We start from the raw sequence: 21883 nt of genomic DNA, 5'->3' as shown, positions 1-21883 counted from the left end.
GGCAAACGCTGCATCAGCGGTAGAGCAAGGTCGGCAGCCACATCGTCAGGGGCGACCACAGCGCGGCAATCAGCATGTCCAGGATGGCCACGGCCACCAGCGGCATCACCGCCCGCGAGATCCGGCCCAGCGTCACGTCGGCGATGCCGCAGCTCACGAACAGGCAGATGCCCACCGGCGGCGTGAGCATCCCGATCGCGAGGTTGGTCACCACCAGCACGCCGAACTGCACCGGGTCGATCTGCATCTGCGGCGTCAGCAGGGCCAGCACCGGCACCACCAGCAGCAGCGCCGCGGTGGTCTCCATCACGCAGCCGACGACCAGCAACAGGGCCAGCACCAGCAGCAGCAGGCCCACCGGCGGCAGCGACATCGAATTCACGAAGACGTTCAGCAACTGCGCGCCCTGCTGCATGGCCAGCAGCCAGCCGAAGACCTTGGCCATCGCGATGATGAACAGGATGCCGCCGGCCACCACCTGCGAGCGCACCATCAGGCGCGGCAGGTCGCGCCAGGCCAGTTCGCGGTTGATCACGGTGCCGACCAGCAGCGCATAGAACACGGCCAGCGCTGCGCCTTCGGTCACCGTGACGATGCCGCTCAGGATGCCGCCCAGGACGATCACGGGCGCGCCCATCGACCACAGGGCAGCGCGCCCCGTGCTGGCCACCCTCTTCCAGGTGAAGGCCACGCGCTCGCCATAACCCCTGCGCCACGAGATGCCGATTGCCACGGCCATGAACGACAGGCCCATCAGCACGCCCACCAGCAAGCCGCCGGCGAATAGCTGGGAGGTCGAGATGTTGGTCATGAAGCCGAACAAAATCATCGGGATCGACGGCGGGATGATGATGCCGATGGCGCCGCCGGCCGCCACCACGGCGGCGGCGAAGGCGGGCGGATAGCCCTGGCGGATCATGGTCGGAATCACCACCGCACCGATCGCCGCGGTATCGGCAGCGGCCGAGCCCGAGATGCCGGCGATGATCATCGAGGCCCCGATCGCCGCCGCCGCCAGGCCGCCCGGCGCCCAGCCGACCAGACTGTCGCAGAAGTCGATCAGGCGGCGCGAGATGCCGCCCACCTCCATGATCGAGCCGGCAATCATGAACAGCGGCACGGCCAGCAGGTCGAACGAGTCGACCCCCGAGAAAAGCTGCTGGACGACGGTCTGGCCCAGCGCGGACAGGGTGACCGTGTCGGGGAACACGCCGGGCGAGACGATCAGGCCGATCGCCGGCAGGCCGATGGAGAGCGCGATGGGCAGGCCCAGCGCCATCAGCACGAACATCAGCACGAACAGCAGGACGATGATCACGCTGAGGGGACCACAGGCCGGGTCAGGTCAACGAGAACGTGCAGCAGGAAGATGGCGCCCGACAAGGGCAGCACGGCGATCGGCAGCGACATCGGCATCTGCACCGCGCTCGAGGTCTGATCCCAGGCCTTGAACGTATAGCCCACGCCGAACCAGGTGATGAAGCCGAAGCACGCCAGCGTCAGCAGCTGCAGTGCGCGCACGATGATGCGCTCGACCAGGCGGCCGAATCTGGCGCCGAAGCCGGCCAGACCGATGAAGTCCGCCCGCTTGTAGGCGACGGTGGCGCCGAGGAACGTGGTGGCGACCAGCAGGTAGCGCCCGATCTCTTCGGACCAGCTCAGCGAGTGCCCCAGGTAGCGCGCCAGCACCTGGGCGAACAGGATCAGCGAAAAGGCCACCCCGATGAGCAGAAGCAGCTGCTCGACCAGGCCGTTGACGCGGTCGCTGAACGCCAGCAAGCGGTGGTGCAGATTCATGTTGAGGTCAAGCGCGACAAGGCGGGAGCAGGGGCGGCGCAGCGCCGGCGCGGTCCCCGTCCAGCCGTCGATGGCTCTCTATTTTTCGCTCTTGCGGATCTCGTCGACGATCTTCTTCGTGTCGCCGGTGAGCGACGCGTAGACCGGCTCGGTCTTGGCACGGAAGGCCGCCAGATCCGGGTTCGTGACGACCTGCATGCCCGCCGCCTCCAGCGCCGCGAGCTGCTTGGCCTCGTTGCTGCGCACATAGTTGCGCCCGAAAGTCGAAGCCTGCGCCGCCGCGGCCATGAAGGCCTGTTGATCGGCGGGCGGCAGCTTGTCGAAGAAGGCCTTGCTGCCGACGAACACGAGCGCCGAATACACGTGCCGGGTCAGCGTCAGATACTTTTGCCCCACCTCATTGAGCTTGGCCGCCGAAATCACGGAGATCGGGTTTTCCTGACCATCGAGCACGCCCTGCTGCAACTGGGTCGTGATCGGCCACGCCATGGGCGTCGGGTTGGCGCCAATGTCGCGCCAGATGGCCAGGTGGGTCGGCGACTCCATGGTCCGGATCTTCATGCCTTTGACATCGGCGGGCTCGCGGATGGCGCGCTTGGAGTTGGTGAGATTGCGGAAACCGTTGTCCTCGAAGTGCATGCCGACGAGGCCGGCCTTGCCAAAGCGCTTGAGCAGATCCTGGCCGATGGGGCCATCCAGCACCTTGTCGGTCTGCTCGTACGAGCTGAACAGGAACGGCATCTCGATGGCCTTGATCTCGGGCACAAAGGCCTCGACCGGGCCGGTGGTGCACACGCACATCTGCACGGTGCCCAGCTGCAGTTGCTGCAGCACCTGGGTCTCGCTGCCCAGCGCACCGGAATTGTGGATGACCACGTCGTACTCGCCGGGCAAGGCCTTGTCGAGCGCTTCCTTGAACTTTTCCGCCGACAGCGTGTGCACGAACGCCGGGGCGGTGACGATGCCGATGTTCACCTGCACGGGGGCGGCCGCAGCGGCCCCGCTCCATGCCATCCCGAACACGCAGGCCAGTGCGGCCACGGTGCGTGATATTGAGTTCATCCTTGTTCCTTTGCGGGTTAATTTGCACACGATGCAGGCACAGAACCAGCCGGACGCGAGCGAATCATATGTTAGCAGACGATCATTCGGCGGCCCCGGGAACTTGCTACCCAATCCCCTGCATGCGTGCGACACTGCCGCTGCCCCGTGCCAGCTTTCATCGGGTGGTCACAAGGCTCAATGCAGAAAAGGGGAAGTCATGCACCACATTTCATTCAGCGTGGACGCGGCCGTCTGCACCATCACGATGAACCGGCCGGACAAGCGCAATGCCGTCAACGGCCCGATGGCAGCGGCGTTGCGCGCGGCGTTCGACCGCTTCCAGGGCGATGATGCCTTGCGCATCGCCATCCTGACCGGGGCGGGCGGCCACTTTTGCGCCGGTGCGGATCTGGGCGCGGTGTCCGACCCGGCCTTGCGCAACGAGCTCGACCTGGAGGGCGGCGGCAGTGGCCCGATGGGGCCGACGCGCATGGCCTTGCGCAAACCGCTGATCGCCGCCGTGAATGGCCATGCCGTCGCCGGCGGCCTGGAATTGGCCCTGCTGGCGGACATGCGGGTGGCCGATGAGGACGCGATCTTCGGCGTCTTCTGCCGCCGCTGGGGCGTGCCGCTGATCGATGGCGGCACCGTGCGGCTGCCGCGCATCGTCGGCATGGGCCGCGCGCTCGACCTGATCCTGACCGGCCGCCCGGTGCCGGCGCCGGAAGCGCTGGCGATGGGCCTGGTGAATCGCATCACGCCGCACGGCGGCGCGCTGGCGGCGGCACAGGAACTGGCGCGCCAGATCGCGGCCTTCCCGCAGCAATGCATGCTGGCCGACCGCCGCTCCGCCTACGAGCAGTGGGATCTGTCGCTGGCCGAAGCCTTGTTGCGCGAAGGCGCGCAGGGCACGCCGATGGTGTTTTCTGAGGGCGAAGCCGGCGCCGCGCGCTTTGCGCAAGGCGCCGGCCGGCACGGCAAGTTCGGCGGCTGACCCGAGCCGCCGCGCGGGCTTTACTCGGCAAACAGGCCGTCGCTGCGGCTCGGCGGCGTGACGCCCAGATGTTTGTAGGCGGCCAGCGTGGCGATGCGCCCGCGCGGCGTGCGCTGCAGGTAGCCCTGCTGGATCAGGTAGGGCTCGATCACGTCTTCAATGGTGTCGCGCTCCTCGCCAATGCTGGCCGCGATGTTGTCGAGCCCCACCGGGCCACCGTCGAAGCGGTGGATCACGGCCTCCAGCAGCTTGCGGTCCATCACGTCGAAGCCCTGCGGGTCCACGTCGAGCATGGCCAGCGCCTTGTTGGCAATGTCGAGCGTGATGTGGCCCGTACCCTTCACGTCGGCGTAGTCGCGCACCCGGCGCAGCAGCCGGTTCGCAATGCGCGGCGTGCCGCGCGAGCGGCGCGCGATCTCGAAGCCGCCCGCGTCGTCAGTCGCCACATTCAGCAGGCCGGCACTGCGCCGCACGATGCGCGCCAGCTCCTCCGGCGTGTAGAACTCCAGCCGCGACACGATGCCGAAGCGGTCGCGCAGCGGGTTCGTCAGCATGCCGGCGCGCGTGGTCGCGCCGACCAGCGTGAACGGCTGCAGGTCCAGCTTGATGGAACGTGCGGCCGGCCCTTCGCCGATCATGATGTCGATCTGGTAGTCCTCCAGCGCGGGGTACAGAATCTCCTCGACCACCGGCGAGAGGCGATGAATCTCGTCGATGAACAACACGTCGTTCTTCTCGAGGTTGGTCAGCAGCGCCGCCAGGTCCTTGGGCTTTTCGAGCACCGGACCCGAGGTCTGGCGCAGGTTCACGCCGAGTTCGTGCGCAATGATGTGGCTCAGCGTGGTCTTGCCCAGCCCCGGCGGGCCGAACAGCAGCACGTGGTCCAGCGCTTCGGCGCGCATCTTCGCCGCGCCAATGAAAATCTCGAGCTGCTCGCGCACCTTGGCCTGGCCTACGTACTCGTCGAACAGCTTGGGCCGCAGCGCGCGCTCGATCGCCTCCTCGCCCGGCGAGGCGGGCGCGGCGGACACCACGCGCTGCGGTGGCGGCATCTGGAAGTCGTCGGTCTGGATACTCATAAGCCGGATTATTTCGCCAGCGCCTTGAGCGCCAGCTTGATGCCGTCACTGACGCCTACATCCGCCGGCAGGGCCTTCAGCGCCAGCGCCGCGTCGCGCTCGCTGTAGCCCAGCGCCACCAGCGCCTGCAGGATGTCGGACTGCGCATCGCTGGCCACGCTGGCGGGCACGCCAATGTCGGCGCCGAGCTTGCCCTTGAGTTCCAGCAGCAGCCGCTCGGCGGTCTTCTTGCCGATGCCGGGCACCTTGACGATGCGCCCCGCCTCCTGGCGCGTGACGGCCTGCGCCAGTTCGGCCACGCTCATGCCGCTGAGCACGCTGAGCGCGGTGCGCGGCCCCACGCCCGAGATCTTGATGAGCTGGCGAAAGGCAGCGCGCTCCGGCGCCGTGCCGAAGCCGTACAGGATTTGCGCGTCCTCGCGCACCACGAAGTGCGTCAGCAGCGTGACTTTTTCGCCCAGGGCGGGCAGGTTGTAGAAGGTGCTCATGGGCACGTTCACCTCGTAGCCGACGCCGTGGCAGTCCAGCACGAGTTCGGGCGGATTCTTGTCGCTGAGCGTTCCGGTGAGCTTGCCGATCATGGGTTGCCTGCTTTGTTGCCTATCATTGGGGTTTTGCCTTGTCCTGGTTCACCGGAATTATCAGCTTGATTCTCAGACACACCTTCTCGCCACCCAACAACACGCGCCTGGGCCACCTGTGCGGACCAATGGACGAGCACCTGCGCACCATCGAGGCGGCGCTGCAGGTCAGCATCGCGCACCGCCACGAGCAGTTCAAGGTCGAAGGCCCCAAGGCGAAGGCGACGCGCGCCATGGAGATGCTGCAGGCGCTGTACGAGATGGCCGCGCGCCCGATTGCGCTCGACAAGGTGCAGCTGATGCTGGCCGGCGATTCGGCCATGGACGAGGCCGGCGACGGCAGCCTGGTGCTGCACACGCGGCGCGCCGACCTGCGCGCGCGCACGCCGAACCAGTCGGTCTATATGGAGAACATGGCGAGCCACGACATCACCTTCGGCATCGGCCCGGCCGGCACGGGCAAGACGTATCTTGCCGTGGCGATGGCGGTGGATGCACTCGAGCGCAGCGCCGTGCAACGCATCGTGCTGACGCGCCCGGCCGTGGAGGCCGGCGAGAAACTCGGCTTTCTGCCCGGCGACCTGAACCAGAAGGTCGACCCGTATCTGCGCCCGCTGTACGACGCGCTGTACGACCTGATGGGCTTCGACAAGGTCCAGAAAGCGTTCGAGCGCAATGCGCTGGAGATCGCGCCGCTGGCCTTCATGCGCGGGCGCACGCTGAACAACGCCTTCGTGATCCTGGACGAGGCGCAGAACACCACGCCCGAGCAGATGAAGATGTTCCTGACGCGCATCGGCTTCGGCGCGCGCGCCGTGGTGACCGGCGACGTGAGCCAGATCGACCTGCCCAAGACCCAGCTCAGCGGCCTGATCGACGCCGAACGCGTGCTCCGGCGCGTCAAGGGCATCGCGATCACGCGGCTCACCAGTGCCGATGTGGTGCGGCACCCGCTGGTGGCGCGCATCGTGGATGCCTACGATGCGCGCGGGCAGTCGGACCGCCAGGACGCGCCGCCACTCAAGCCCGCCGCGCGCACGCGCAAGAAATCGATTCAGCTATGAAAATTATAGCTACCTGCCGATACCTCATATGGGCTGCAGGCCGATTTTACTGTTAAACCATGCCTTTGAACACGCTGCAGCTATCGCTGCAATTCGCCCGCTTTGCCGACGCCGCCACGCATCGCGCCGCCCTGCCCCGGCACCAGGTGGCGCGCTGGATCCGCCATGCGCTGGCACTTGATGCCGAGATCACGGTGCGCATCGTGGATGCCGAGGAAGGCCAGGCACTGAACCGCGACTACCGCCACAAGGACTACGCGACCAATGTGCTGACCTTCGACTACGCGCAGGCGCCCGTCGTGACGGCCGACCTGGTGCTGTGCGCGCCGGTCGTCGCAAAGGAAGCGCGCGAACAGCGCAAGACGCTGCAGGCCCACTACGCGCACCTGCTGGTGCACGGCACGCTGCATGCACAGGGCTGGGACCACGAGACCGGCGAGGCGGACGCGGCCGCCATGGAGGCGCGCGAGGTCGAGATCCTGGCCGGGCTGGGTTTTACCAACCCCTACGCCTGACGGAAACCCCGCCGCGCCCATCGCGCCGGTACCCCTGCAAGAAAAATCATGTTCGACATTCCCCTGTTGCTGGTCGCGGCCTTCGTGGCCGGGGCCCTGAATTCCGTGGCCGGCGGCGGCAGCTTCCTGACGCTGCCGGCGCTGGTGTTTACCGGCGTTCCTTCGGTGGTCGCGAATGCGACCGGCACGGTCGCCCTGCTGCCTGGCTACGTCGCCGGCGCCTGGGGCTTTCGCGAAGACACGCAGGCGCCGCCGGGACTGTCGATGCGCCGGCTGGTCGTCCTGTCGCTGCTGGGCGGCGCGGCGGGCGCGGGGCTGCTGCTGATCACGCCGGACACCCTGTTCCGGCGCGTCGTGCCCTGGCTGCTGCTGCTGGCCACCGCCCTGTTTGCGTTCGGCCCACGCCTGCGCGGGCTCGCCACGGGGCACGCCGCGTCGCCGCTGAAGGCCGCCGCCGGTGTGCTGGGGGTCGCGGCTTACGGCGGCTACTTCAATGGCGGCTTGGGCATCCTGCTGCTGGCGCTGTTCGGCCTGCTGGGGCAAACCAGCCTGAACGCGATGAACGGGCTGAAGAACGTAGTCTCTGCGTTGCTGACCGCCATCGCCGTCATCATCTATGCGGCGGGCGGCGTGGTGCAGTGGCCACAGGCGCTGATGATGATGGTCGCCGCCACCGCCGGCGGTTATATCGGCGCGCGCGCGGCGCGGCGCATTCCCGCCCCATGGATGCGCGCCGGCATCGTGGCAACCGGCTTGATCATGACGGCGATCTTCTTTTATTACCCCTGACGCCACGCGCCGCGGGGTGCACGTGCGCCGGGACCGCGACTCAGGGCACGCCGGTCGGCGCGATGCGCAGCGGAATCGTCACCGGCCCGTCGTTGACCAGGTGCACCTGCATGTCGGCGCCAAACTGCCCGGTCTGCACCACGGGGTGCGCGGCGCGCGCCCGGACCACCAAATAGTCGTACAGGCGGCGGCCCTCGTCGGGCGGCGCCGCGTTGCTGAAGCCGGGCCGATTCCCGCTGGCGGTGTCGGCCGCCAGCGTGAACTGGCTCACCAGCAGCAGGCCGCCCGCGCTGCCGCGGCCATCGAGGTCCTGCACGCTGCGGTTCATCTTGCCGGCGTCGTCGCCGAAGATGCGCAGCTTGAGGATCTTGTCCAGCAGCTTGTCGGCCTGCGCCTGGCCGTCGCCGCGCTCGGCGCAGACCAGCACCAGCAGCCCGGCGCCGATCTGGCCCACGGTCTGGCCGTCGATCACGACGCGGGCCTGGCTCACGCGCTGGATCAGGGCGATCAAATCAGGTCCTTGGGGTCATCGAAGTGCGCTTCCACGTCGCTGGGCAGCAGCTGGATGGTGGCGCGCAGGCCGGGCACGGCGCTCATCAGCGCCTGCTCGACGCTGCCGCGCACGGCGGCGGCGCGGCCCAGCGTCCAACTCGCCGGCATGTGCATGTGCAGGTCGACAAAGCGGCGCTGGCCGGAACGGCGCGTGGTGATGTGGTCGAAGCGGATGATGCTGATCTCCCCGCGCTGGTGCGCAAAGCCGGCCAGCGTCTTCTCGATCTCGGCCAGCACATCGGGTTCCACGGCCTCGTCCATCAGGCCCTGCGAGGAGCGCCAGATCAGGTGGCCGCCCTCGCGCACGATGTTCAGCGCGACGCCGATGGCCACCGCCGCATCGAGCCAGAGCCAGCCCGTGAGCGCCACCGCACCGATGCCGACGACCACGCCCACCGAGGTCCAGACATCGGTGACCAGGTGCCGGGCGTCGGCCTCCAGCGCCATCGAGCGGTGCTCCCTGGCGGCGCGGAACATGGCCCACGCCAGCACGCCATTGAGCGCCGAGCTCAGCACCGCCAGCACCAGACCCCAGCCCAGCTGCTGCAGCGGCTGCGGGTCGGCCAGGCGGTGGGCCGCCGCCCAGATGATGCCGACCGCGGCGCCGACGATCAGGATCCCTTCGAAGCCGGACGAAAAATACTCGGCCTTGTAGTGCCCGTAGGGGTGGTCGTGGTCGGCCGGGCGCTGGGCGATGGTGACCATCATCAGCGCAAAAATCGCGCTGGCCAGGTTCACGAATGACTCCATCGCGTCCGATAGCAGCCCCACGGAATCGGTCACGTACCAGGCCAGCGTCTTGAGCACGATGGTGATGACGGCGACGCCCACGGACACCCACAGGAGCGTGCGTGGCGAAGGCAGTGAGCGTGGGGCGGCGGCGGTCGGCATGGGCGCCATTGTGCACAGCCCGGGAGCGCTTGCGTCACTGACGCGCTGACACCGTCTGCCGGCCACGCCACAATCGGGCCTGTTGGCTTTCCCGCAACGACCCTTTTGATGTCTGTCCCCACCTCCGCGATCGACCCCGCCACCGCGCGCACTGGCGAGACCGCCCACGCCGGCACGGACGCACGCTTCGATACGCTGCTGGCCTGGTATTTCGTGATCGTCTGGGGCTCCGGCTTTCTGGCGACCAAAATCGGCATCCAGTACGCCGCGCCGTTCACCTTCCTCACACTGCGCTACCTCGTGGGCGTGGTGTGCCTGCTGCCCTGGCTGGCGCTGTCGCGCCCCGCGTGGCCCGCCAGCCGGCGTGAGTTCTTCCACATCTGCGTGGCCGGACTGCTGATGCACGCGATCAACCTGGGCGGCAGCCACTACGCGCAGTATCTCGGCATCTCGGCTGGCATCGTGGCGCTGATCCTGGCGACCCAGCCGCTGCTCACCGCCGTGTTTGCGCACCGGGTGCTGCACCAGCGCCTGAACCCGCCTCAATGGCTGGGCGTGGCGCTGGGGCTGGCAGGGGTGGCGCTGGTGGTCTGGCACAAGGTCAACGTGGAGGCGGTGTCATGGGCCAGTCTGCTGGCCGTGGGCATTTCGCTGGCGGCGATCACGGCCGGCACGCTGTACCAGCGCGCCTTTTGCAGCGCGGTGGATCTGCGCAGCGCCAGCCTGATCCAGTTTGTCGCGTCGCTGCTGGTGCTGGCGCCGCTGGCCTGGACGGTCGAGGGTTTTGTGGTGCGCTGGCGCTGGCCGCTGCTGTTCTCCATCCTGTTTCTGGTGGTGCTGGCCTCGATCCTCGCGGTGAATGCCCTGCACCTGCTGATGCGCCACGGCCACGCCACGCGCGTCACCAGCCTGTTCTATCTGACCCCGATCGTCGCGGTGCTGCTGGAATGGCGGATGTTCGGCGAGGTGCCGAGCTGGCTCAGCGCCATCGGCATTGCCGTCACCTGCGCCGGCGTGGCGCTGGTCTGCCGGCCGCCGCGCGCCAGAACCTGAACTGGCTACGCCAGGGTCACGCGCGCGAACTTGCGCTTGCCGACCTGCACCACATAGGTGCCGGCGCCGAGCTTGAGCCCCTTGTCGCTGACCACGCTGGAGTCCACGCGCACGCCGCCGCCCTCGATCAGGCGGTTGCCTTCGCCGCTGGAGGCCGCCAGTCCGGCCATCTTGAGCAGGGCCCCGATGCCGACCGCGGCGCCGCCCGCGCCCAGCGGCAACGCCACTTCGGCAATCTCGTCGGGCACGCCGCCCTTGCTGCGGTTCATGAAGTCCTGCTCGGCCGCGTCGGCCGCCTGCGCGCTGTGGAACCGCGTGGTGATTTCCCGGGCCAGCAGCACCTTGGCGTCTTTCGGATTGCGGCCGGCCTCGACTTCGGCCTTCAGGGCCGCAATCTCGGCCTCGCTCTTGAAGCTCAGCAACGTGTACCAGCGCCACATGAGCACGTCGGAAATGCTCAACACCTTGGCGAACATGGTGTTGGGGTCCTCCGATATGCCGATGTAGTTGTTCTTGGACTTGGACATCTTCTCGACGCCGTCCAGGCCTTCAAGCAGCGGCATGGTCAGAATGCACTGGGGCTCCTGCCCGTACTCCTGCTGCAGATGGCGTCCGACCAGCAGATTGAACTTCTGGTCGGTGCCGCCAAGCTCCAGGTCGGACCTCAAAGCCACACTGTCGTAACCCTGCATCAGGGGGTACAAGAATTCGTGCACGCTGATGGATCGTCCGTCTTTGAAGCGCTTATTGAAGTCATCTCGCTCCATCATGCGCGCAACGGTGTACTTCGCCGCCAGCTGGATCATGCCGCGCGCACCCAGCGGATCGCTCCATTCGCTGTTGTAGCGGATCTCGGTCTTGGCCGGATCCAGCACCAGGCTGGCCTGTTTGTAATAAGTCTGGGCGTTGACTTCGATCTGCTCGCGCGTGAGCGGCGGACGCGTGGTGTTGCGCCCCGACGGGTCGCCGATCATGGTGGTGAAGTCGCCAATCAGGAAAATCACCGTGTGCCCGAGGTCCTGCAACTGGCGCATCTTGTTCAGCACCACGGTATGGCCGATGTGGATATCGGGCGCGGTCGGGTCCAGCCCCAGCTTGATGCGCAGCGGCACCCCGGTAGCCTGCGAGCGCGCCAGCTTGGCCAGCCACTCGTCTTGGGGAATCAGTTCCTCGCAGCCCCGCAAGCTCACAGCCAGCGCATTCTTTACATGGTCGGTGACTTCAAATTTAGTACTTAAGGCTTGATTCATAAGGGAATTCGTTAATGTCCGCATGACTGCGGTCGATATAATCGGCGGCTGTCGGTGTGGGAACACACAGAACTTTGGATTCTTGACATTTTTTTACGACTGCCGCCGAAGGATTCGGCCCCAGTCCTGCGCCTGATTTTAAGCGGCGCGCGCTTTTTGCCCGTTTCGGCAACTGCCAGCCAAAACCGCAAGCGTCGCGACAACGCTGATTCGTCATTGGGAAACATTCTTTTGAATAACCGTCTACTTGCCATCGGGAATGCTCTTGCCAGCCTGATTCATCGTCACCCTAAACGGGTCAGTGCCGTTGTTGCCACCCTGATGCTCTGCGGCGGCGGTGGCGCATTTGCCGTGGCCTCGTTCGGCCCCGACCCGTCGGATCTGCCTACGCGCCAGGTGCTGGAGGCCGTGCAGCCGCTGGCGGCGCCCCCGGCAGAGCAGGCCGATGCGCTGGATCTTCATCACTTCCGGCTGTTCCGCTCCGACACCACGCGCTCCAGCGACAGCGCCGACGCCCTGCTCAAGCGCCTCGGCATCGCGGACGCCGGCGCCGCGGCCTTCATCCGCAAAGACGCAACGGCCCGCCAGGGCTTGCTGGGCCGCGCCGGCCGCTCGGTCTCGGCAGAAGCCAGCGACACCCATGAACTGCTCAAGCTCACGGCGCGCTGGACCACCGACACCAGCGGCAATTTTCAACGGCTGGTGATCGAAAAAACGGCGCAAGGCTTCAGCTCGCGCGTCGAGACGGCCCCCTTGAGCGCCTCCACCCGGCTCGGCAGCGGCACCATTACCTCCACGCTGGTGGAAGCGGCGGACGCCGCCCGCATTCCCGACGGCGTGATTTCGCAGATGGTCGATATTTTCTCCGGCGATATCGACTTTCACGGCGGCCTGCACAAGGGTGACCGTTTTTCTGTGGTCTATCAAACGCTGGAAGCCGACGGCGAACCCATCTCCGGCGCGAACGTCACCGGCCGCGTGCTGAGCGCCGATTTTGTCAACAGGGGCAAGGAGTTCCAGGCCATGTGGTTCCAGGATCCCACGGCCACTGGTGCGGCAAACAAGGGCGGCTACTACACGCTGGACGGCCGCAGCCTGCACCACGCCTACCTGAAGTCGCCGGTGGAGTTCACGCACATCACCAGCGGCTTCAGCATGCGCTACCACCCGATCCTGCACATCTGGAAGAAGCACCTCGGCGTGGACTATGCGGGCCCGATCGGCACGCCCGTGCGCACGGTCGCCGACGGCGTGGTGGAATTCGCCGGCGTGCAAAACGGCTACGGCAATGTGGTGTACGTCCTGCATCGCCCCGGCCCGGACGGCAGCCATACCACCGTGTATGCGCACCTGAGCCAGATCAACGTGAAAAAGGGCGAACGCGTGAGCCAGGGTCAAAACGTCGGCCGCATCGGCCAAACCGGCTGGGCCACCGGCCCACACCTGCACTTCGAATATCGCGTCAACGGCGCCTATGAGGATCCGGTCGCGATTGCCCAGCAAAGCGATACGGCCCCGTTGTCGGCTGCCGCCAAGCCGGCGTTCGACCGCCTGGCCGCGTCGATGCGGCTGCAATTGGCGGCCGCCGCGTCGGTGCAGCAGGCCAGCGCGCAATAAGAGTCAGGCGCAGCGCACCGCGCAAGCTCACCTGAACGATCCAGCAGCATCGACCATGACCGAGCGCTACATCGGCCTGATGTCGGGCACCTCGCTGGACGGAGTGGATGGCGTTCTCGTCGAATTTTCCGAATCAAAACCGCGTGTAGCCCTTCACCGCTCTGCACCTTTTGCTACACATTTAAGAGCAGAACTGCTGGCGCTCAACACCCCCGGCGGCAACGAGCTGCACCGGGCCGCGCTCGCGGCGAATGCGCTGGCACGGGTCTATGCCCAGGTGGTGGCCGACCTGCTGGCGGGCGCCGGCATCGAAGCCGCTGACGTCCAGGCCATTGGCGCGCACGGCCAGACGGTGCGGCATCGCCCGCAGGAGTTCGGCGCCGACGCGCAGCAGGGCCTTGCCGCCGCGGGCTACACCCTGCAACTCAACAACCCGGCGCTGCTGGCCGAGCTCACCGGCGTCGATGTGGTGGCCGACTTTCGCAGCCGCGACCTGGCAGCCGGCGGCCAGGGCGCGCCGCTGGTGCCGGCATTCCACCGCGAAGTGTTCGGCCAAGCCGGCGAGACCGTGGCCGTGCTCAACATTGGCGGCATCGCGAACCTGAGCGTGCTCGGGGCCGACGCCAGCGTTCTCGGCTTCGACTGCGGTCCCGGCAATGCGCTGATGGACTACTGGTGCCAGCGGCACACCAGTCGGCCGTTTGATGCCGGCGGCGCCTGGGCGGCCGGCGGCACGGTGAACGCGCCCCTGCTGCAAGTGCTACTGGGCGAGCCCTACCTCGCCAAAGCCCCGCCCAAAAGCACCGGGCGTGACCTGTTCAACCCGGATTGGCTGACCGCCCGGCTGCGGCCATTCAACGCGCTGGCGCCGCAGGAGATCCAGGCAACATTGACGGAATTCAGCGCCAGCGCTTGTGCAGCAAGCGTTGCCAGCTATGCAAAGAGTAGCAAATCGCTGATCGTCTGCGGCGGCGGCGCCCTCAACACGCATCTGATGCAACGCCTGCAGGCGGGTTTGCCACAGGTGGCAGTCATGTCTTCCGAAGCGCGCGGCCTGCCGCCCCTGCAGGTCGAGGCCGCGGCCTTCGCCTGGCTGGCGCGCAAGACCCTGCGGCGCGAGGCGGGCAACCTGGCCAGCGTCACCGGCGCGCGCGGCGAACGCGTGCTGGGCGCGATCTACCCGGCCTGAACCGCCTGCAAAGCCGGCCAGCCAGTTCGCACCATGCGGCTCAGCTGGCTTCGGCGGCTTCGTGCGGACCGGCCGTGGGCTCGATATCTGGCGACAGTTGCCAGAAGATCCAGGCCGAAGCAATCGTGATCAGGCCCATGGTGGCAAACGTGGCGTGGAAGGCATAGAGCGTTTGCAGGACTCCTGCGGCCGACGAAAAAACGTCGGTAAAGGCGGCCAGCACCGCACTCGCCGCCGCCACCCCCATGCTGATGGAGAGCATCTGCACCATCGACAGCAGGCTGTTGCCGCTGCTGGCCAGGCCGCCATCGAGGTCCTTGAGGGTGATGGTGTTCATGACGGTGAATTGCAGCGAGTTGACCGCGCCAAAACAGGCCAGCTGCACAATCCGCAGCCACAGCGGCTGCTCGGGCGACATCAGCGCAAAGCTGGCCATGGCAACGCCGACCAGCGCGGTATTCACCACCAGCACCATGCGGTAGCCAGCCCGCCTCACCAATCTGGTGGCCAGCTGCTTGGAGAACATGCCCGCCGTCGCCACGGGCAACATCATCAGGCCCGCCTGCAACGGCGAATAGGCCAGGCAAACCTGCAGCAGCAGCGGAATCAGAAACGGCATGCAACTGCTGCCGATGCGGGCGAACAGGTTGCCCAGCAGGCCGATGCTCACGGTGGGAATGCTGAACAGGCGCGGCGAGAACAGCGGATTGGGCTGGCGCGCGGCGCGCAGCCAGTACGCCACCAGGCTGGCCAGCCCGAAGATCAGCAGCACCAGCACCGTGGCCTGGCGCAGGCCGAGGTCGGACAGGCCGTCGAGCGAGAGCGAAATGGCCACCATGCCGAAGGCCAGCAGCAGGTAGCCATTCAAATCAAAGCGCGTCGCCCCGTGGCCGCGCCCCACGGGCATGTGCTTCATGGTGGCAATGCATCCGACCAGGGCCACCGGCACGTTGATCAGGAAAATCCAGTGCCAGGACGCCACCACCACGAGCCAGCCACCCAGCGTGGGCCCCAGCAAGGGGCCGATCATGCCGGGGATGGCGACAAAGCTCATGGCCGCCAGGAATTTCTCGCGCGGAAAGGCGCGCAGCACCGCCAGCCGCCCCACCGGCAGCAGCAGGGCGCCGCCCAGGCCCTGCACCACGCGCGAGGCCACCAGCTGCGTCAGGCTCTGCGAAAAGGCGCACAGGAGCGAGCCGATGGCGAACAGCACGATGGCGCTGAAGTACACCCGCCGCGTACCGAAGCGGTCGGCAATCCAGCCCGAGGCGGGAATCAGCATCGCCATCGTGAGCGAATAGGCCACGATCACCGACTGCATGCGCAGCGGGCTCTCGCCCAGGCTTTTGGCCATCGCGGGCAGGGCCGTGTTGACGATGGTGGTGTCCAGCGTCTGCATGAAAAACCCGATCGCCACCAGCCACAAAAGAATCGGGCGGGGGTTCTCGTTAGTCATGAAGAAAGCGCTGGACGATGTGTGTCAAAAAAACGGAGGGATGGACGCCCACAAAAAAAGTCGCCGGCAGGCGACTTTTTGATCACGGCTGCGAGGAACTCAAGCCGAGAAGCTCGATCCGCAACCGCAGGTGGAGGTAGCACCCGGGTTCTTGATGACGAACTGGGCGCCCTGCAGGTCTTCCTTGTAGTCGATCTCGGCGCCGACCAGGTACTGGTAGCTCATGGCGTCGATCAGCAGCGAGACCCCATTCTTGGTCATGGTGGTGTCGTCCTCGTTGGTGACTTCATCAAAGGTGAAGCCATACTGGAAGCCCGAGCAGCCGCCGCCCTGCACGAACACGCGCAGCTTGAGTTCGGGGTTGCCTTCTTCGGCGATCAGGTCGGCCACTTTCGCGGCCGCACTGTCGGTGAAGATGATGGGGTCGGGCATCTGGGTCTGGATATTTTCTGCGACGGCGCTCATAGGGGGTACCTCCGTTAACGGACTAGGTGAATGCTACCGCAAATCGCCTTCCAGCGTCGCCCGCGCGGCCATTTTCCGCCAGGCGCCTTGCAGGCTTTGGAGTTCATGCGGACCACGGGCAAAACACGTGCCCCGAAAAGCAAAAACCGCCCCGAGCGCCAAGCTCGGGCGGTTTTAAAAGCGCTGACCAAACGGTGAGATTTGCGTAGCGAGGAGCTGCAGGGCAAGGCGCAAACCGGAACAAGGCTGGTGCCTTGCGAGGATTTGCAACGCGGCCATGCAGGTCCGCAGCAGCAAAGATTACCGTTTAGAGAACTGCTTGCGACGGCGGGCAGAGTGCAAGCCGACCTTCTTACGCTCCACTTCGCGCGCGTCACGCGTCACGAAGCCGGCCTGGCTCAGCATGGGCTTGAGCGTGGCGTCGTAATCGATCAGGGCGCGGGTAATGCCGTGGCGCGTGGCGCCGGCCTGGCCGGACTCCCCGCCGCCCTGCACATTGACCATGATGTCGAAGGTTTCGACATGATTCGTCAAAAACAGCGGCTGCTTGACGATCATGATCGAGGTCTGGCGGCCGAAGAACGCTTGAATGTCCTTGCCGTTGACCACGATCTGGCCGCTGCCTTTTTTCAGAAACACACGGGCGACGCTCGATTTGCGACGGCCGGTGCCATTGTTCCATTCACCAATCATCTCAAGGCTCCTTAAATTTCCAGCACTTTAGGCTGTTGGGCGGTATGCGGGTGCTCTGCACCACCGTACACCTTGAGTTTCTTGATCATGGCGTAGCCGAGCGGGCCTTTCGGCAGCATGCCCTTGACGGCTTTTTCCAAAGCGCGCCCCGGATGCTTGGCTTGCATGTCACGGAAGTTGATGGCGGAAATGCCACCAGGATAGCCGGAGTGGCTGTAATACACTTTGTCGATCGGCTTGGCGCCGGTGACGCGCAGCTGGGCTGCGTTGATGATGACGATGAAGTCACCGGTATCGACGTGAGGCGTGTAAATGGCCTTGTGTTTGCCGCGCAAACGGAGAGCAACTTCGCTGGCTACTCGTCCGAGGACCTTGTCGGTCGCGTCAATCACAAACCACTCGTGCACCACGTCAGCGGGTTTGGCGCTGAAGGTCTTGGTCATGAGTTTTCTCTTCTGTCAAGAGGGTTTGGCGGGCTCTTTTCCACGGTCGGCGTTCCTCTGATGGGAATCTCTTAGGTGGGGATCACTCGGCACGATACCGAGACACTTCGCCGCGGAGCCACAAAAGCGCTGCGAAGCCAAAGATTATACGAAAAATCAAGGACTTGGCGCAACCGCGCCCGGTTTGGGGGCTGAGGCGCCGCGGCGGGGCAGCGTTACCATTGCAGCATGTTCAGTTACCGCCACGCCTTTCATGCCGGCAATCACGCCGACGTCCTCAAGCACATGACCTTGATCGCAACACTGGAGCACCTGACACAAAAGGACGCGGGGCTGACGGTCATCGACACGCACGCCGGCGCCGGGCTGTACCGGCTCGACAGCGACTACGCCGACAAAAGCAGCGAGGCGCGGGACGGCGTGATCAAGCTGTTTGCGCAGATCCGGCAGGCCGGTGTGAATTCGGCATCAAAAGTGCCTCCAGCCCTTACTGTATCTTCGCATAATGCTAGAAAATCAATAGTAAAACAGGCCGCTGGCAGCGCGGCCGCCAGCGCCCCGGACGGCATAGCCCCGGCGCTGGAAGCCTACCTGGACCTGGTCGCGAGCTTCAACCCGAGCGGCCAGCTCAAGATCTACCCCGGCTCGCCGTTTGTGATCCAGCGCCTGCTGCGCGTTGAGGCGCGCGACAAGCTCAAGCTGTTCGAGTTGCACCCGACGGACAGCAAGACCCTGGCGGCGAATATCGCGCAGCTGGAGGCCGGGCGCCAGGTGGCGGTGGCGCGGCTCGACGGTTTCGAAGGCCTGAAAGCATTTTTGCCGCCGCCGAACCGCCGCGCGCTGGTGCTGATCGACCCGAGTTACGAGCTGAAGACCGATTACGCCAGAGTGAGCGCCTGCATACTGGACAGCCTGAAGCGCTTCTCCACCGGCACCTACGCTGTCTGGTACCCGGTGATTCCGCGCCCCGAGGCGCACGATCTGCCGCGCCGTCTGAAGACCCTCGCGACCCAGGCCAAAAAGCCCTGGCTGCACGCCACGCTGGCCATTGGCGCCGACCTGGCACAGGGACTGGACGACCGCCCCGGCTTGCGCGCCAGCGGCATGTTCCTGATCAACCCGCCGCACACCCTGAAAGCCGCGCTGGCCGCCGCGCTGCCGCAGGTGCTGCAGGTGCTGGGGCGCGGCCAGGGCAAGGGCTACACGCTGGAGGCCGGCGGGTAGTTCATCGCGAGCGCCATCGCCCAAGCGCTGCGGCCATCAACGCGGTGGGCACAAGCGCAGGGGTCGGGGCGACCAGCGTGCGGGGATTGCGCTGGAACGGCAAGCCGACATCCGGGTGCTGCAGCCGGTCGATGAACCAGAGCAGCGGCACGTCAGACAACGCGTGCTCGGGGTGGCCACCGCCGACATCGGTGTGGCCAGCCGAACAGCTTGCAGACATTGGTGAGCTTGGGATCGCCCCCGTCAAGGGTCTGATCGTTTTCGGCATATCGTCCTCCTTGCTCGCGCCAGCAGCCATACGCCCTCCATGGCGCACAACAAGCCCGGCCGGGCGTGGTTCGCACAATTAACCGACCGATCGGTCGGTTAATTCGCTATACTGGCAGCAGTCGCCTTTTTGGCCGGCACAGGAGCCCTTCGTATGTACACCCAGTCGCTCGATGTCCCCGATGGGGATCATTCCGGAAAACCCGCGCTCAAGGCGGTGGCGCGCCCCTTGAATGAAGCGGAGCTTGCGCGGCAAACGCAGTTGCAGACGCGCTTCGACGAAAGAATCGACGCCGACCAGAAAATCGAACCGCAGGACTGGATGCCCGAGGCGTACCGCAAGACGCTGGTGCGCCAGATCAGCCAGCACGCGCACTCCGAGATCATCGGCATGCAGCCCGAGGGCAACTGGATTTCGCGCGCGCCCTCGCTCAAGCGCAAGGCCATCCTGCTGGCCAAGGTGCAGGACGAAGGCGGCCACGGCCTGTATCTGTACAGCGCGGCCGAGACGCTGGGCACCTCGCGCGAGCAGATGCTGGACAGCCTGCACACGGGGCGCGCCAAATACAGCTCGATCTTCAACTACCCGACCCTGACCTGGGCCGATGTGGGCGTGATCGGCTGGCTGGTCGACGGCGCGGCCATCATGAACCAGATTCCGCTGTGCCGCTGCAGCTACGGACCGTATGCGCGCGCCATGATCCGCGTCTGCAAGGAAGAATCGTTCCACCAGCGCCAGGGCTACGAGAGCCTGCTGGCGCAGATGAAGGGCACGCCGGCCCAGCGCGACATGGTGCAGGACGCGGTGAACCGCTGGTGGTGGCCGGTGCTGGCGATGTTCGGCCCGCCCGACGCCGACAGCCCGAACAGTGCGCAGGGCATGCGCTGGGGCATCAAGCGCGTCTCCAACGACGAGCTGCGGCAAAAATTTGTCGATGCCACCGTGCCGCAGGCCCGGGTGCTGGGCGTGATGCTGCCCGACCCGGATCTGAAATGGAACGAGGAACGCCAGCAGCACGACTACGGCGCGATCGACTGGGACGAGTTCTGGGCCACCGTCAACGGCAACGGCCCATGCAACAAGGAACGCCTGGGCACGCGCGTGAAGGCGCACATGGAGGGCCAATGGGTACGCGACGCCGCGCTGGCCCATGCGGCCAAACAAAAAGCCCGCCAACTGAAGGAAGTCGCATGAGTACGCCCGTCCCCTCCACGCCCCCTGTCACACCGGCCCTCAAGGAGTGGCCGCTGTGGGAGGTTTTTGTGCGCAGCAAGCAGGGCCTGGAGCACAAGCACTGCGGCAGCCTGCACGCCGCCGACGCCGGGCAGGCGCTGCAGATGGCGCGCGACGTGTACACGCGGCGCCAGGAAGGCGTGAGCATCTGGGTGGTGCCCTCGGCCACCATCACCGCCAGCGCGCCGGATGACAAGGCCGAGTTCTTCGACCCTGCGGCCGACAAGATCTACCGCCACCCCACCTTCTACGAAATTCCCGACGAAGTGGGGCACATGTGATGGCGGCGACTGGGCAGGCCATGAGCCGCAGGGCCGCTCCCAAGGCGAATACCGCAGCGCGTCGCGCGGAGGTTATCTGATGAACGCGCATACCGACTACCTGCTGCACCTGGCCGACAACGCGCTGGTGCTGGGCCAGCGCAACGCCGAGTGGTGCGGCCACGGCCCGATTCTGGAAGAAGACATTGCGCTGGCCAACATGAGCCTGGACCTGATCGGCCAGGCCCGCCTGCTGTACCAGCACGCCGCCGCCCTCATGAGCGACGGCGCCACCGAGGCCGTGACGGAAGACGCGCTGGCCTACTTTCGCGACGCCGCGGAGTTCCGCAACTACACCCTGCTGGAGTTGCCGCACCACGGTGCGCTGGCGCCCGGCGCCGCCGCCGAGCGCGACTACGCCACCACCATCGCCCGCAACTTCCTCTACAGCGCGCTGATGGTGCTGCTGTGGGAGGCGCTGCAAAGCTCCCACGACGCGCAGCTCGCCGCCATTGCCGCCAAGTCGCTGAAAGAGGCTCACTACCACCTGCGCCATTCGCGCGACTGGCTGGTGCGCCTGGGCGACGGCACGGCCGAATCGCATGCCCGGGCACAAGCCGCCTTGAACCATTTAATGCCCTACGCCCAGGAGTTCTGGACGCCGAGTGCTATGGAAACCGCAGCAAGCGCGGACGCCACCGGCGTTGCCACCGCGACGCTGCAAGCCGCCTGGAACACGCTGGTGGATGACGCCCTGCTCGAAGCCACGCTGGCGCGGCCGCCGGCCGGCGGCTACATTCCGCAGGGCAAGAAGGGGCTGCACTCCGAGCACCTGAGCTACCTGCTGGGCGAGATGCAGGGGCTGGCGCGGCAACACCCCGAGGCCACGTGGTGAACACCCTCGCGCAACCGCCGCTGGCGCCCGAGTTGCAGCAGGTGTGGGCGCTGCTCGAGGCGGTCACCGACCCCGAGATCCCGGTGGTCTCGATCCGCGAGCTGGGCATCCTGCGCGACATCCGCAGCCGGGACGGCGAACTCGAGGTCGTCATCACCCCGACCTACAGCGGCTGCCCGGCCATGGGCCAGATCGAGGACGATGTGCGCGCAGCGCTGCAGGCGCACGGCCTGGCGGCGCGGGTGGTGACGCAACTCGCGCCGGCCTGGACCACCGACTGGATGACCGAGAGCGCCCGGACCCGGCTGCGCGAGTACGGCATCGCGCCGCCGCACACCCTGGCGGCCAGCAACGTGATTCGATTCGCTACGAAATCAGTAGCGCAACATGCTCTACCAGCGGTGGCTTGCCCGCGCTGCGGCTCGGAAAACACGACCGAGACCTCGCACTTCGGCTCGACCGCCTGCAAGGCCCTGTACCGGTGCCTGGACTGCATGGAACCGTTCGACCTTTTCAAGCCCCACTAAGCCC

At 66.3% G+C, this 21883-nt stretch carries 25 protein-coding genes; 12 read left to right on the top strand and 13 right to left on the bottom strand.

All coding sequences use genetic code 11. The features are described 5' to 3' along the window. Positions 1 to 13 precede the first annotated feature (13 nt). The 3 genes from EUB48_RS02435 to EUB48_RS02425 form a co-directional block, all read right to left on the bottom strand. Positions 14 to 1318 (bottom strand): TRAP transporter large permease, encoded by a 1305-nt coding sequence (locus tag EUB48_RS02435; protein ID WP_142817459.1) that lies wholly within the window; start codon positions 1316 to 1318, stop codon positions 14 to 16. After that, positions 1315 to 1797 (bottom strand): TRAP transporter small permease, encoded by a 483-nt coding sequence (locus EUB48_RS02430; RefSeq protein ID WP_142817458.1) that lies wholly within the window; start codon positions 1795 to 1797, stop codon positions 1315 to 1317. Before EUB48_RS02430 ends, EUB48_RS02435 begins: the two co-directional genes overlap by 4 nt. Before the next feature lie 78 nt (positions 1798 to 1875). Then, entirely contained in the window at positions 1876 to 2859 is a 984-nt protein-coding gene (locus EUB48_RS02425; protein ID WP_142817457.1) for a DctP family TRAP transporter solute-binding subunit, read from the bottom strand. Positions 2860 to 3058: 199 nt separating this feature from the next. Between EUB48_RS02425 and EUB48_RS02420 the strand changes: the two genes are divergently transcribed. Next, complete coding sequence (locus EUB48_RS02420) at positions 3059 to 3835, top strand: crotonase/enoyl-CoA hydratase family protein (RefSeq protein ID WP_142817456.1); 777 nt, start codon at positions 3059 to 3061, stop codon at positions 3833 to 3835. Between the two features lie 20 nt (positions 3836 to 3855). Here EUB48_RS02420 and ruvB read toward each other — a convergent pair whose 3' ends face one another. Both ruvB and ruvA read right to left on the bottom strand, forming a co-directional pair. Further along, on the bottom strand, positions 3856 to 4914 hold the full coding sequence (gene ruvB / locus EUB48_RS02415) for a Holliday junction branch migration DNA helicase RuvB (protein ID WP_142817455.1): 1059 nt from the start codon (positions 4912 to 4914) through the stop codon (positions 3856 to 3858). Positions 4915 to 4922: 8 nt separating this feature from the next. Beyond that, a complete protein-coding gene (gene ruvA / locus EUB48_RS02410) occupies positions 4923 to 5495 on the bottom strand; it encodes a Holliday junction branch migration protein RuvA (protein ID WP_142817454.1) in 573 nt (190 codons plus the stop codon). Between the two features lie 65 nt (positions 5496 to 5560). Between ruvA and EUB48_RS02405 the strand changes: the two genes are divergently transcribed. The 3 genes from EUB48_RS02405 to EUB48_RS02395 are packed head-to-tail and all read left to right on the top strand — an operon-like array spanning position 5561 to position 7863. Next, positions 5561 to 6559: a PhoH family protein gene (locus EUB48_RS02405; RefSeq protein WP_142817453.1), complete on the top strand. Its 999-nt coding sequence runs from the start codon at positions 5561 to 5563 to the stop codon at positions 6557 to 6559. A gap of 59 nt (positions 6560 to 6618) precedes the next feature. Further along, positions 6619 to 7074, top strand: coding sequence for an rRNA maturation RNase YbeY (gene ybeY / locus EUB48_RS02400; RefSeq protein ID WP_142817452.1), 456 nt, complete (start codon positions 6619 to 6621; stop codon positions 7072 to 7074). 48 nt (positions 7075 to 7122) lie between these two features. Beyond that, entirely contained in the window at positions 7123 to 7863 is a 741-nt protein-coding gene (locus EUB48_RS02395; protein WP_142817451.1) for a sulfite exporter TauE/SafE family protein, read from the top strand. 40 nt (positions 7864 to 7903) lie between these two features. On the opposite strand, the gene dtd is transcribed toward EUB48_RS02395, so the two are convergent. Then, positions 7904 to 8374 (bottom strand): D-aminoacyl-tRNA deacylase, encoded by a 471-nt coding sequence (dtd, locus tag EUB48_RS02390; protein WP_142817450.1) that lies wholly within the window; start codon positions 8372 to 8374, stop codon positions 7904 to 7906. Further along, on the bottom strand, positions 8371 to 9306 hold the full coding sequence (locus EUB48_RS02385; RefSeq protein ID WP_142817449.1) for a cation diffusion facilitator family transporter: 936 nt from the start codon (positions 9304 to 9306) through the stop codon (positions 8371 to 8373). Before EUB48_RS02385 ends, dtd begins: the two co-directional genes overlap by 4 nt. A gap of 108 nt (positions 9307 to 9414) precedes the next feature. On the opposite strand from EUB48_RS02385, the gene EUB48_RS02380 reads away from it, so the two are divergent. After that, positions 9415 to 10359, top strand: coding sequence for a DMT family transporter (locus EUB48_RS02380; protein WP_142817448.1), 945 nt, complete (start codon positions 9415 to 9417; stop codon positions 10357 to 10359). 5 nt (positions 10360 to 10364) lie between these two features. On the opposite strand, the gene tyrS is transcribed toward EUB48_RS02380, so the two are convergent. Next, complete coding sequence (gene tyrS / locus EUB48_RS02375; protein ID WP_142817447.1) at positions 10365 to 11609, bottom strand: tyrosine--tRNA ligase; 1245 nt, start codon at positions 11607 to 11609, stop codon at positions 10365 to 10367. Between the two features lie 231 nt (positions 11610 to 11840). On the opposite strand from tyrS, the gene EUB48_RS02370 reads away from it, so the two are divergent. Both EUB48_RS02370 and EUB48_RS02365 read left to right on the top strand, forming a co-directional pair. Continuing rightward, complete coding sequence (locus EUB48_RS02370; RefSeq protein WP_244618303.1) at positions 11841 to 13226, top strand: M23 family metallopeptidase; 1386 nt, start codon at positions 11841 to 11843, stop codon at positions 13224 to 13226. A 55-nt stretch (positions 13227 to 13281) separates the two neighbouring features. Next, entirely contained in the window at positions 13282 to 14415 is a 1134-nt protein-coding gene (locus EUB48_RS02365) for an anhydro-N-acetylmuramic acid kinase (RefSeq protein ID WP_142817446.1), read from the top strand. A 40-nt stretch (positions 14416 to 14455) separates the two neighbouring features. Here EUB48_RS02365 and mdtD read toward each other — a convergent pair whose 3' ends face one another. From mdtD to rplM, 4 genes are all read right to left on the bottom strand, one after another. Next, entirely contained in the window at positions 14456 to 15871 is a 1416-nt protein-coding gene (gene mdtD, locus EUB48_RS02360; RefSeq protein ID WP_142817445.1) for a multidrug transporter subunit MdtD, read from the bottom strand. A gap of 99 nt (positions 15872 to 15970) precedes the next feature. Then, on the bottom strand, positions 15971 to 16336 hold the full coding sequence (erpA, locus tag EUB48_RS02355) for an iron-sulfur cluster insertion protein ErpA (RefSeq protein ID WP_077562999.1): 366 nt from the start codon (positions 16334 to 16336) through the stop codon (positions 15971 to 15973). 300 nt (positions 16337 to 16636) lie between these two features. Continuing rightward, on the bottom strand, positions 16637 to 17029 hold the full coding sequence (gene rpsI, locus EUB48_RS02350) for a 30S ribosomal protein S9 (protein WP_077562998.1): 393 nt from the start codon (positions 17027 to 17029) through the stop codon (positions 16637 to 16639). Positions 17030 to 17040: 11 nt separating this feature from the next. Continuing rightward, positions 17041 to 17472, bottom strand: a complete 432-nt coding sequence (gene rplM, locus EUB48_RS02345; RefSeq protein ID WP_142817444.1) for a 50S ribosomal protein L13 — start codon at positions 17470 to 17472, stop codon at positions 17041 to 17043. 228 nt (positions 17473 to 17700) lie between these two features. Between rplM and EUB48_RS02340 the strand changes: the two genes are divergently transcribed. Further along, positions 17701 to 18696, top strand: coding sequence for a 23S rRNA (adenine(2030)-N(6))-methyltransferase RlmJ (locus EUB48_RS02340; RefSeq protein WP_142817443.1), 996 nt, complete (start codon positions 17701 to 17703; stop codon positions 18694 to 18696). A 1-nt stretch (position 18697) separates the two neighbouring features. On the opposite strand, the gene EUB48_RS02335 is transcribed toward EUB48_RS02340, so the two are convergent. Then, positions 18698 to 18916 (bottom strand): DUF2235 domain-containing protein, encoded by a 219-nt coding sequence (locus tag EUB48_RS02335; RefSeq protein WP_142817442.1) that lies wholly within the window; start codon positions 18914 to 18916, stop codon positions 18698 to 18700. Between the two features lie 201 nt (positions 18917 to 19117). On the opposite strand from EUB48_RS02335, the gene paaA reads away from it, so the two are divergent. From paaA to paaD, 4 genes are all read left to right on the top strand, one after another. After that, positions 19118 to 20158: a 1,2-phenylacetyl-CoA epoxidase subunit PaaA gene (gene paaA / locus EUB48_RS02330; RefSeq protein ID WP_142817441.1), complete on the top strand. Its 1041-nt coding sequence runs from the start codon at positions 19118 to 19120 to the stop codon at positions 20156 to 20158. After that, the gene (gene paaB / locus EUB48_RS02325; RefSeq protein WP_142817440.1) at positions 20155 to 20478 is read left to right on the top strand and encodes a 1,2-phenylacetyl-CoA epoxidase subunit PaaB; all 324 of its coding nucleotides are present in this window, start codon (positions 20155 to 20157) and stop codon (positions 20476 to 20478) included. The genes paaA and paaB overlap by 4 nt, the downstream gene beginning before the upstream one ends. A gap of 79 nt (positions 20479 to 20557) precedes the next feature. Continuing rightward, a complete protein-coding gene (gene paaC / locus EUB48_RS02320) occupies positions 20558 to 21352 on the top strand; it encodes a 1,2-phenylacetyl-CoA epoxidase subunit PaaC (RefSeq protein WP_142817439.1) in 795 nt (264 codons plus the stop codon). Next, positions 21346 to 21879 carry a 1,2-phenylacetyl-CoA epoxidase subunit PaaD gene (paaD, locus tag EUB48_RS02315; protein WP_420821424.1) on the top strand — a complete coding sequence of 178 codons (534 nt, stop codon included), beginning with the start codon at positions 21346 to 21348 and terminating at the stop codon, positions 21877 to 21879. The genes paaC and paaD overlap by 7 nt, the downstream gene beginning before the upstream one ends. Positions 21880 to 21883: the final 4 nt, after the last annotated feature.

This window comes from Rhodoferax sediminis, assembly GCF_006970865.1.
GTDB lineage: Bacteria > Pseudomonadota > Gammaproteobacteria > Burkholderiales > Burkholderiaceae_C > Rhodoferax_A > Rhodoferax_A sediminis.
Note: the sequence above shows the minus strand (reverse complement) of the source record. Positions and strands in the feature narration are given on the sequence as shown.

What these genes read in the sequence shown, in the direction of transcription:
- EUB48_RS02430 (WP_142817458.1), bottom strand. Translation starts at nt 1,797, where the DNA reads ATGAATCTGCACCACCGCTTGCTGGCGTTCAGCGACCGCGTCAACGGC.
- EUB48_RS02425 (WP_142817457.1), bottom strand. Translation starts at nt 2,859, where the DNA reads ATGAACTCAATATCACGCACCGTGGCCGCACTGGCCTGCGTGTTCGGG.
- EUB48_RS02420 (WP_142817456.1), top strand. Translation starts at nt 3,059, where the DNA reads ATGCACCACATTTCATTCAGCGTGGACGCGGCCGTCTGCACCATCACG.
- ruvB (WP_142817455.1), bottom strand. Translation starts at nt 4,914, where the DNA reads ATGAGTATCCAGACCGACGACTTCCAGATGCCGCCACCGCAGCGCGTG.
- ruvA (WP_142817454.1), bottom strand. Translation starts at nt 5,495, where the DNA reads ATGATCGGCAAGCTCACCGGAACGCTCAGCGACAAGAATCCGCCCGAA.
- ybeY (WP_142817452.1), top strand. Translation starts at nt 6,619, where the DNA reads ATGCCTTTGAACACGCTGCAGCTATCGCTGCAATTCGCCCGCTTTGCC.
- EUB48_RS02395 (WP_142817451.1), top strand. Translation starts at nt 7,123, where the DNA reads ATGTTCGACATTCCCCTGTTGCTGGTCGCGGCCTTCGTGGCCGGGGCC.
- EUB48_RS02385 (WP_142817449.1), bottom strand. Translation starts at nt 9,306, where the DNA reads ATGCCGACCGCCGCCGCCCCACGCTCACTGCCTTCGCCACGCACGCTC.
- EUB48_RS02380 (WP_142817448.1), top strand. Translation starts at nt 9,415, where the DNA reads ATGTCTGTCCCCACCTCCGCGATCGACCCCGCCACCGCGCGCACTGGC.
- tyrS (WP_142817447.1), bottom strand. Translation starts at nt 11,609, where the DNA reads ATGAATCAAGCCTTAAGTACTAAATTTGAAGTCACCGACCATGTAAAG.
- EUB48_RS02365 (WP_142817446.1), top strand. Translation starts at nt 13,282, where the DNA reads ATGACCGAGCGCTACATCGGCCTGATGTCGGGCACCTCGCTGGACGGA.
- mdtD (WP_142817445.1), bottom strand. Translation starts at nt 15,871, where the DNA reads ATGACTAACGAGAACCCCCGCCCGATTCTTTTGTGGCTGGTGGCGATC.
- erpA (WP_077562999.1), bottom strand. Translation starts at nt 16,336, where the DNA reads ATGAGCGCCGTCGCAGAAAATATCCAGACCCAGATGCCCGACCCCATC.
- rpsI (WP_077562998.1), bottom strand. Translation starts at nt 17,029, where the DNA reads ATGATTGGTGAATGGAACAATGGCACCGGCCGTCGCAAATCGAGCGTC.
- rplM (WP_142817444.1), bottom strand. Translation starts at nt 17,472, where the DNA reads ATGACCAAGACCTTCAGCGCCAAACCCGCTGACGTGGTGCACGAGTGG.
- EUB48_RS02340 (WP_142817443.1), top strand. Translation starts at nt 17,701, where the DNA reads ATGTTCAGTTACCGCCACGCCTTTCATGCCGGCAATCACGCCGACGTC.
- EUB48_RS02335 (WP_142817442.1), bottom strand. Translation starts at nt 18,916, where the DNA reads ATGTCTGCAAGCTGTTCGGCTGGCCACACCGATGTCGGCGGTGGCCAC.
- paaA (WP_142817441.1), top strand. Translation starts at nt 19,118, where the DNA reads ATGTACACCCAGTCGCTCGATGTCCCCGATGGGGATCATTCCGGAAAA.
- paaB (WP_142817440.1), top strand. Translation starts at nt 20,155, where the DNA reads ATGAGTACGCCCGTCCCCTCCACGCCCCCTGTCACACCGGCCCTCAAG.
- paaC (WP_142817439.1), top strand. Translation starts at nt 20,558, where the DNA reads ATGAACGCGCATACCGACTACCTGCTGCACCTGGCCGACAACGCGCTG.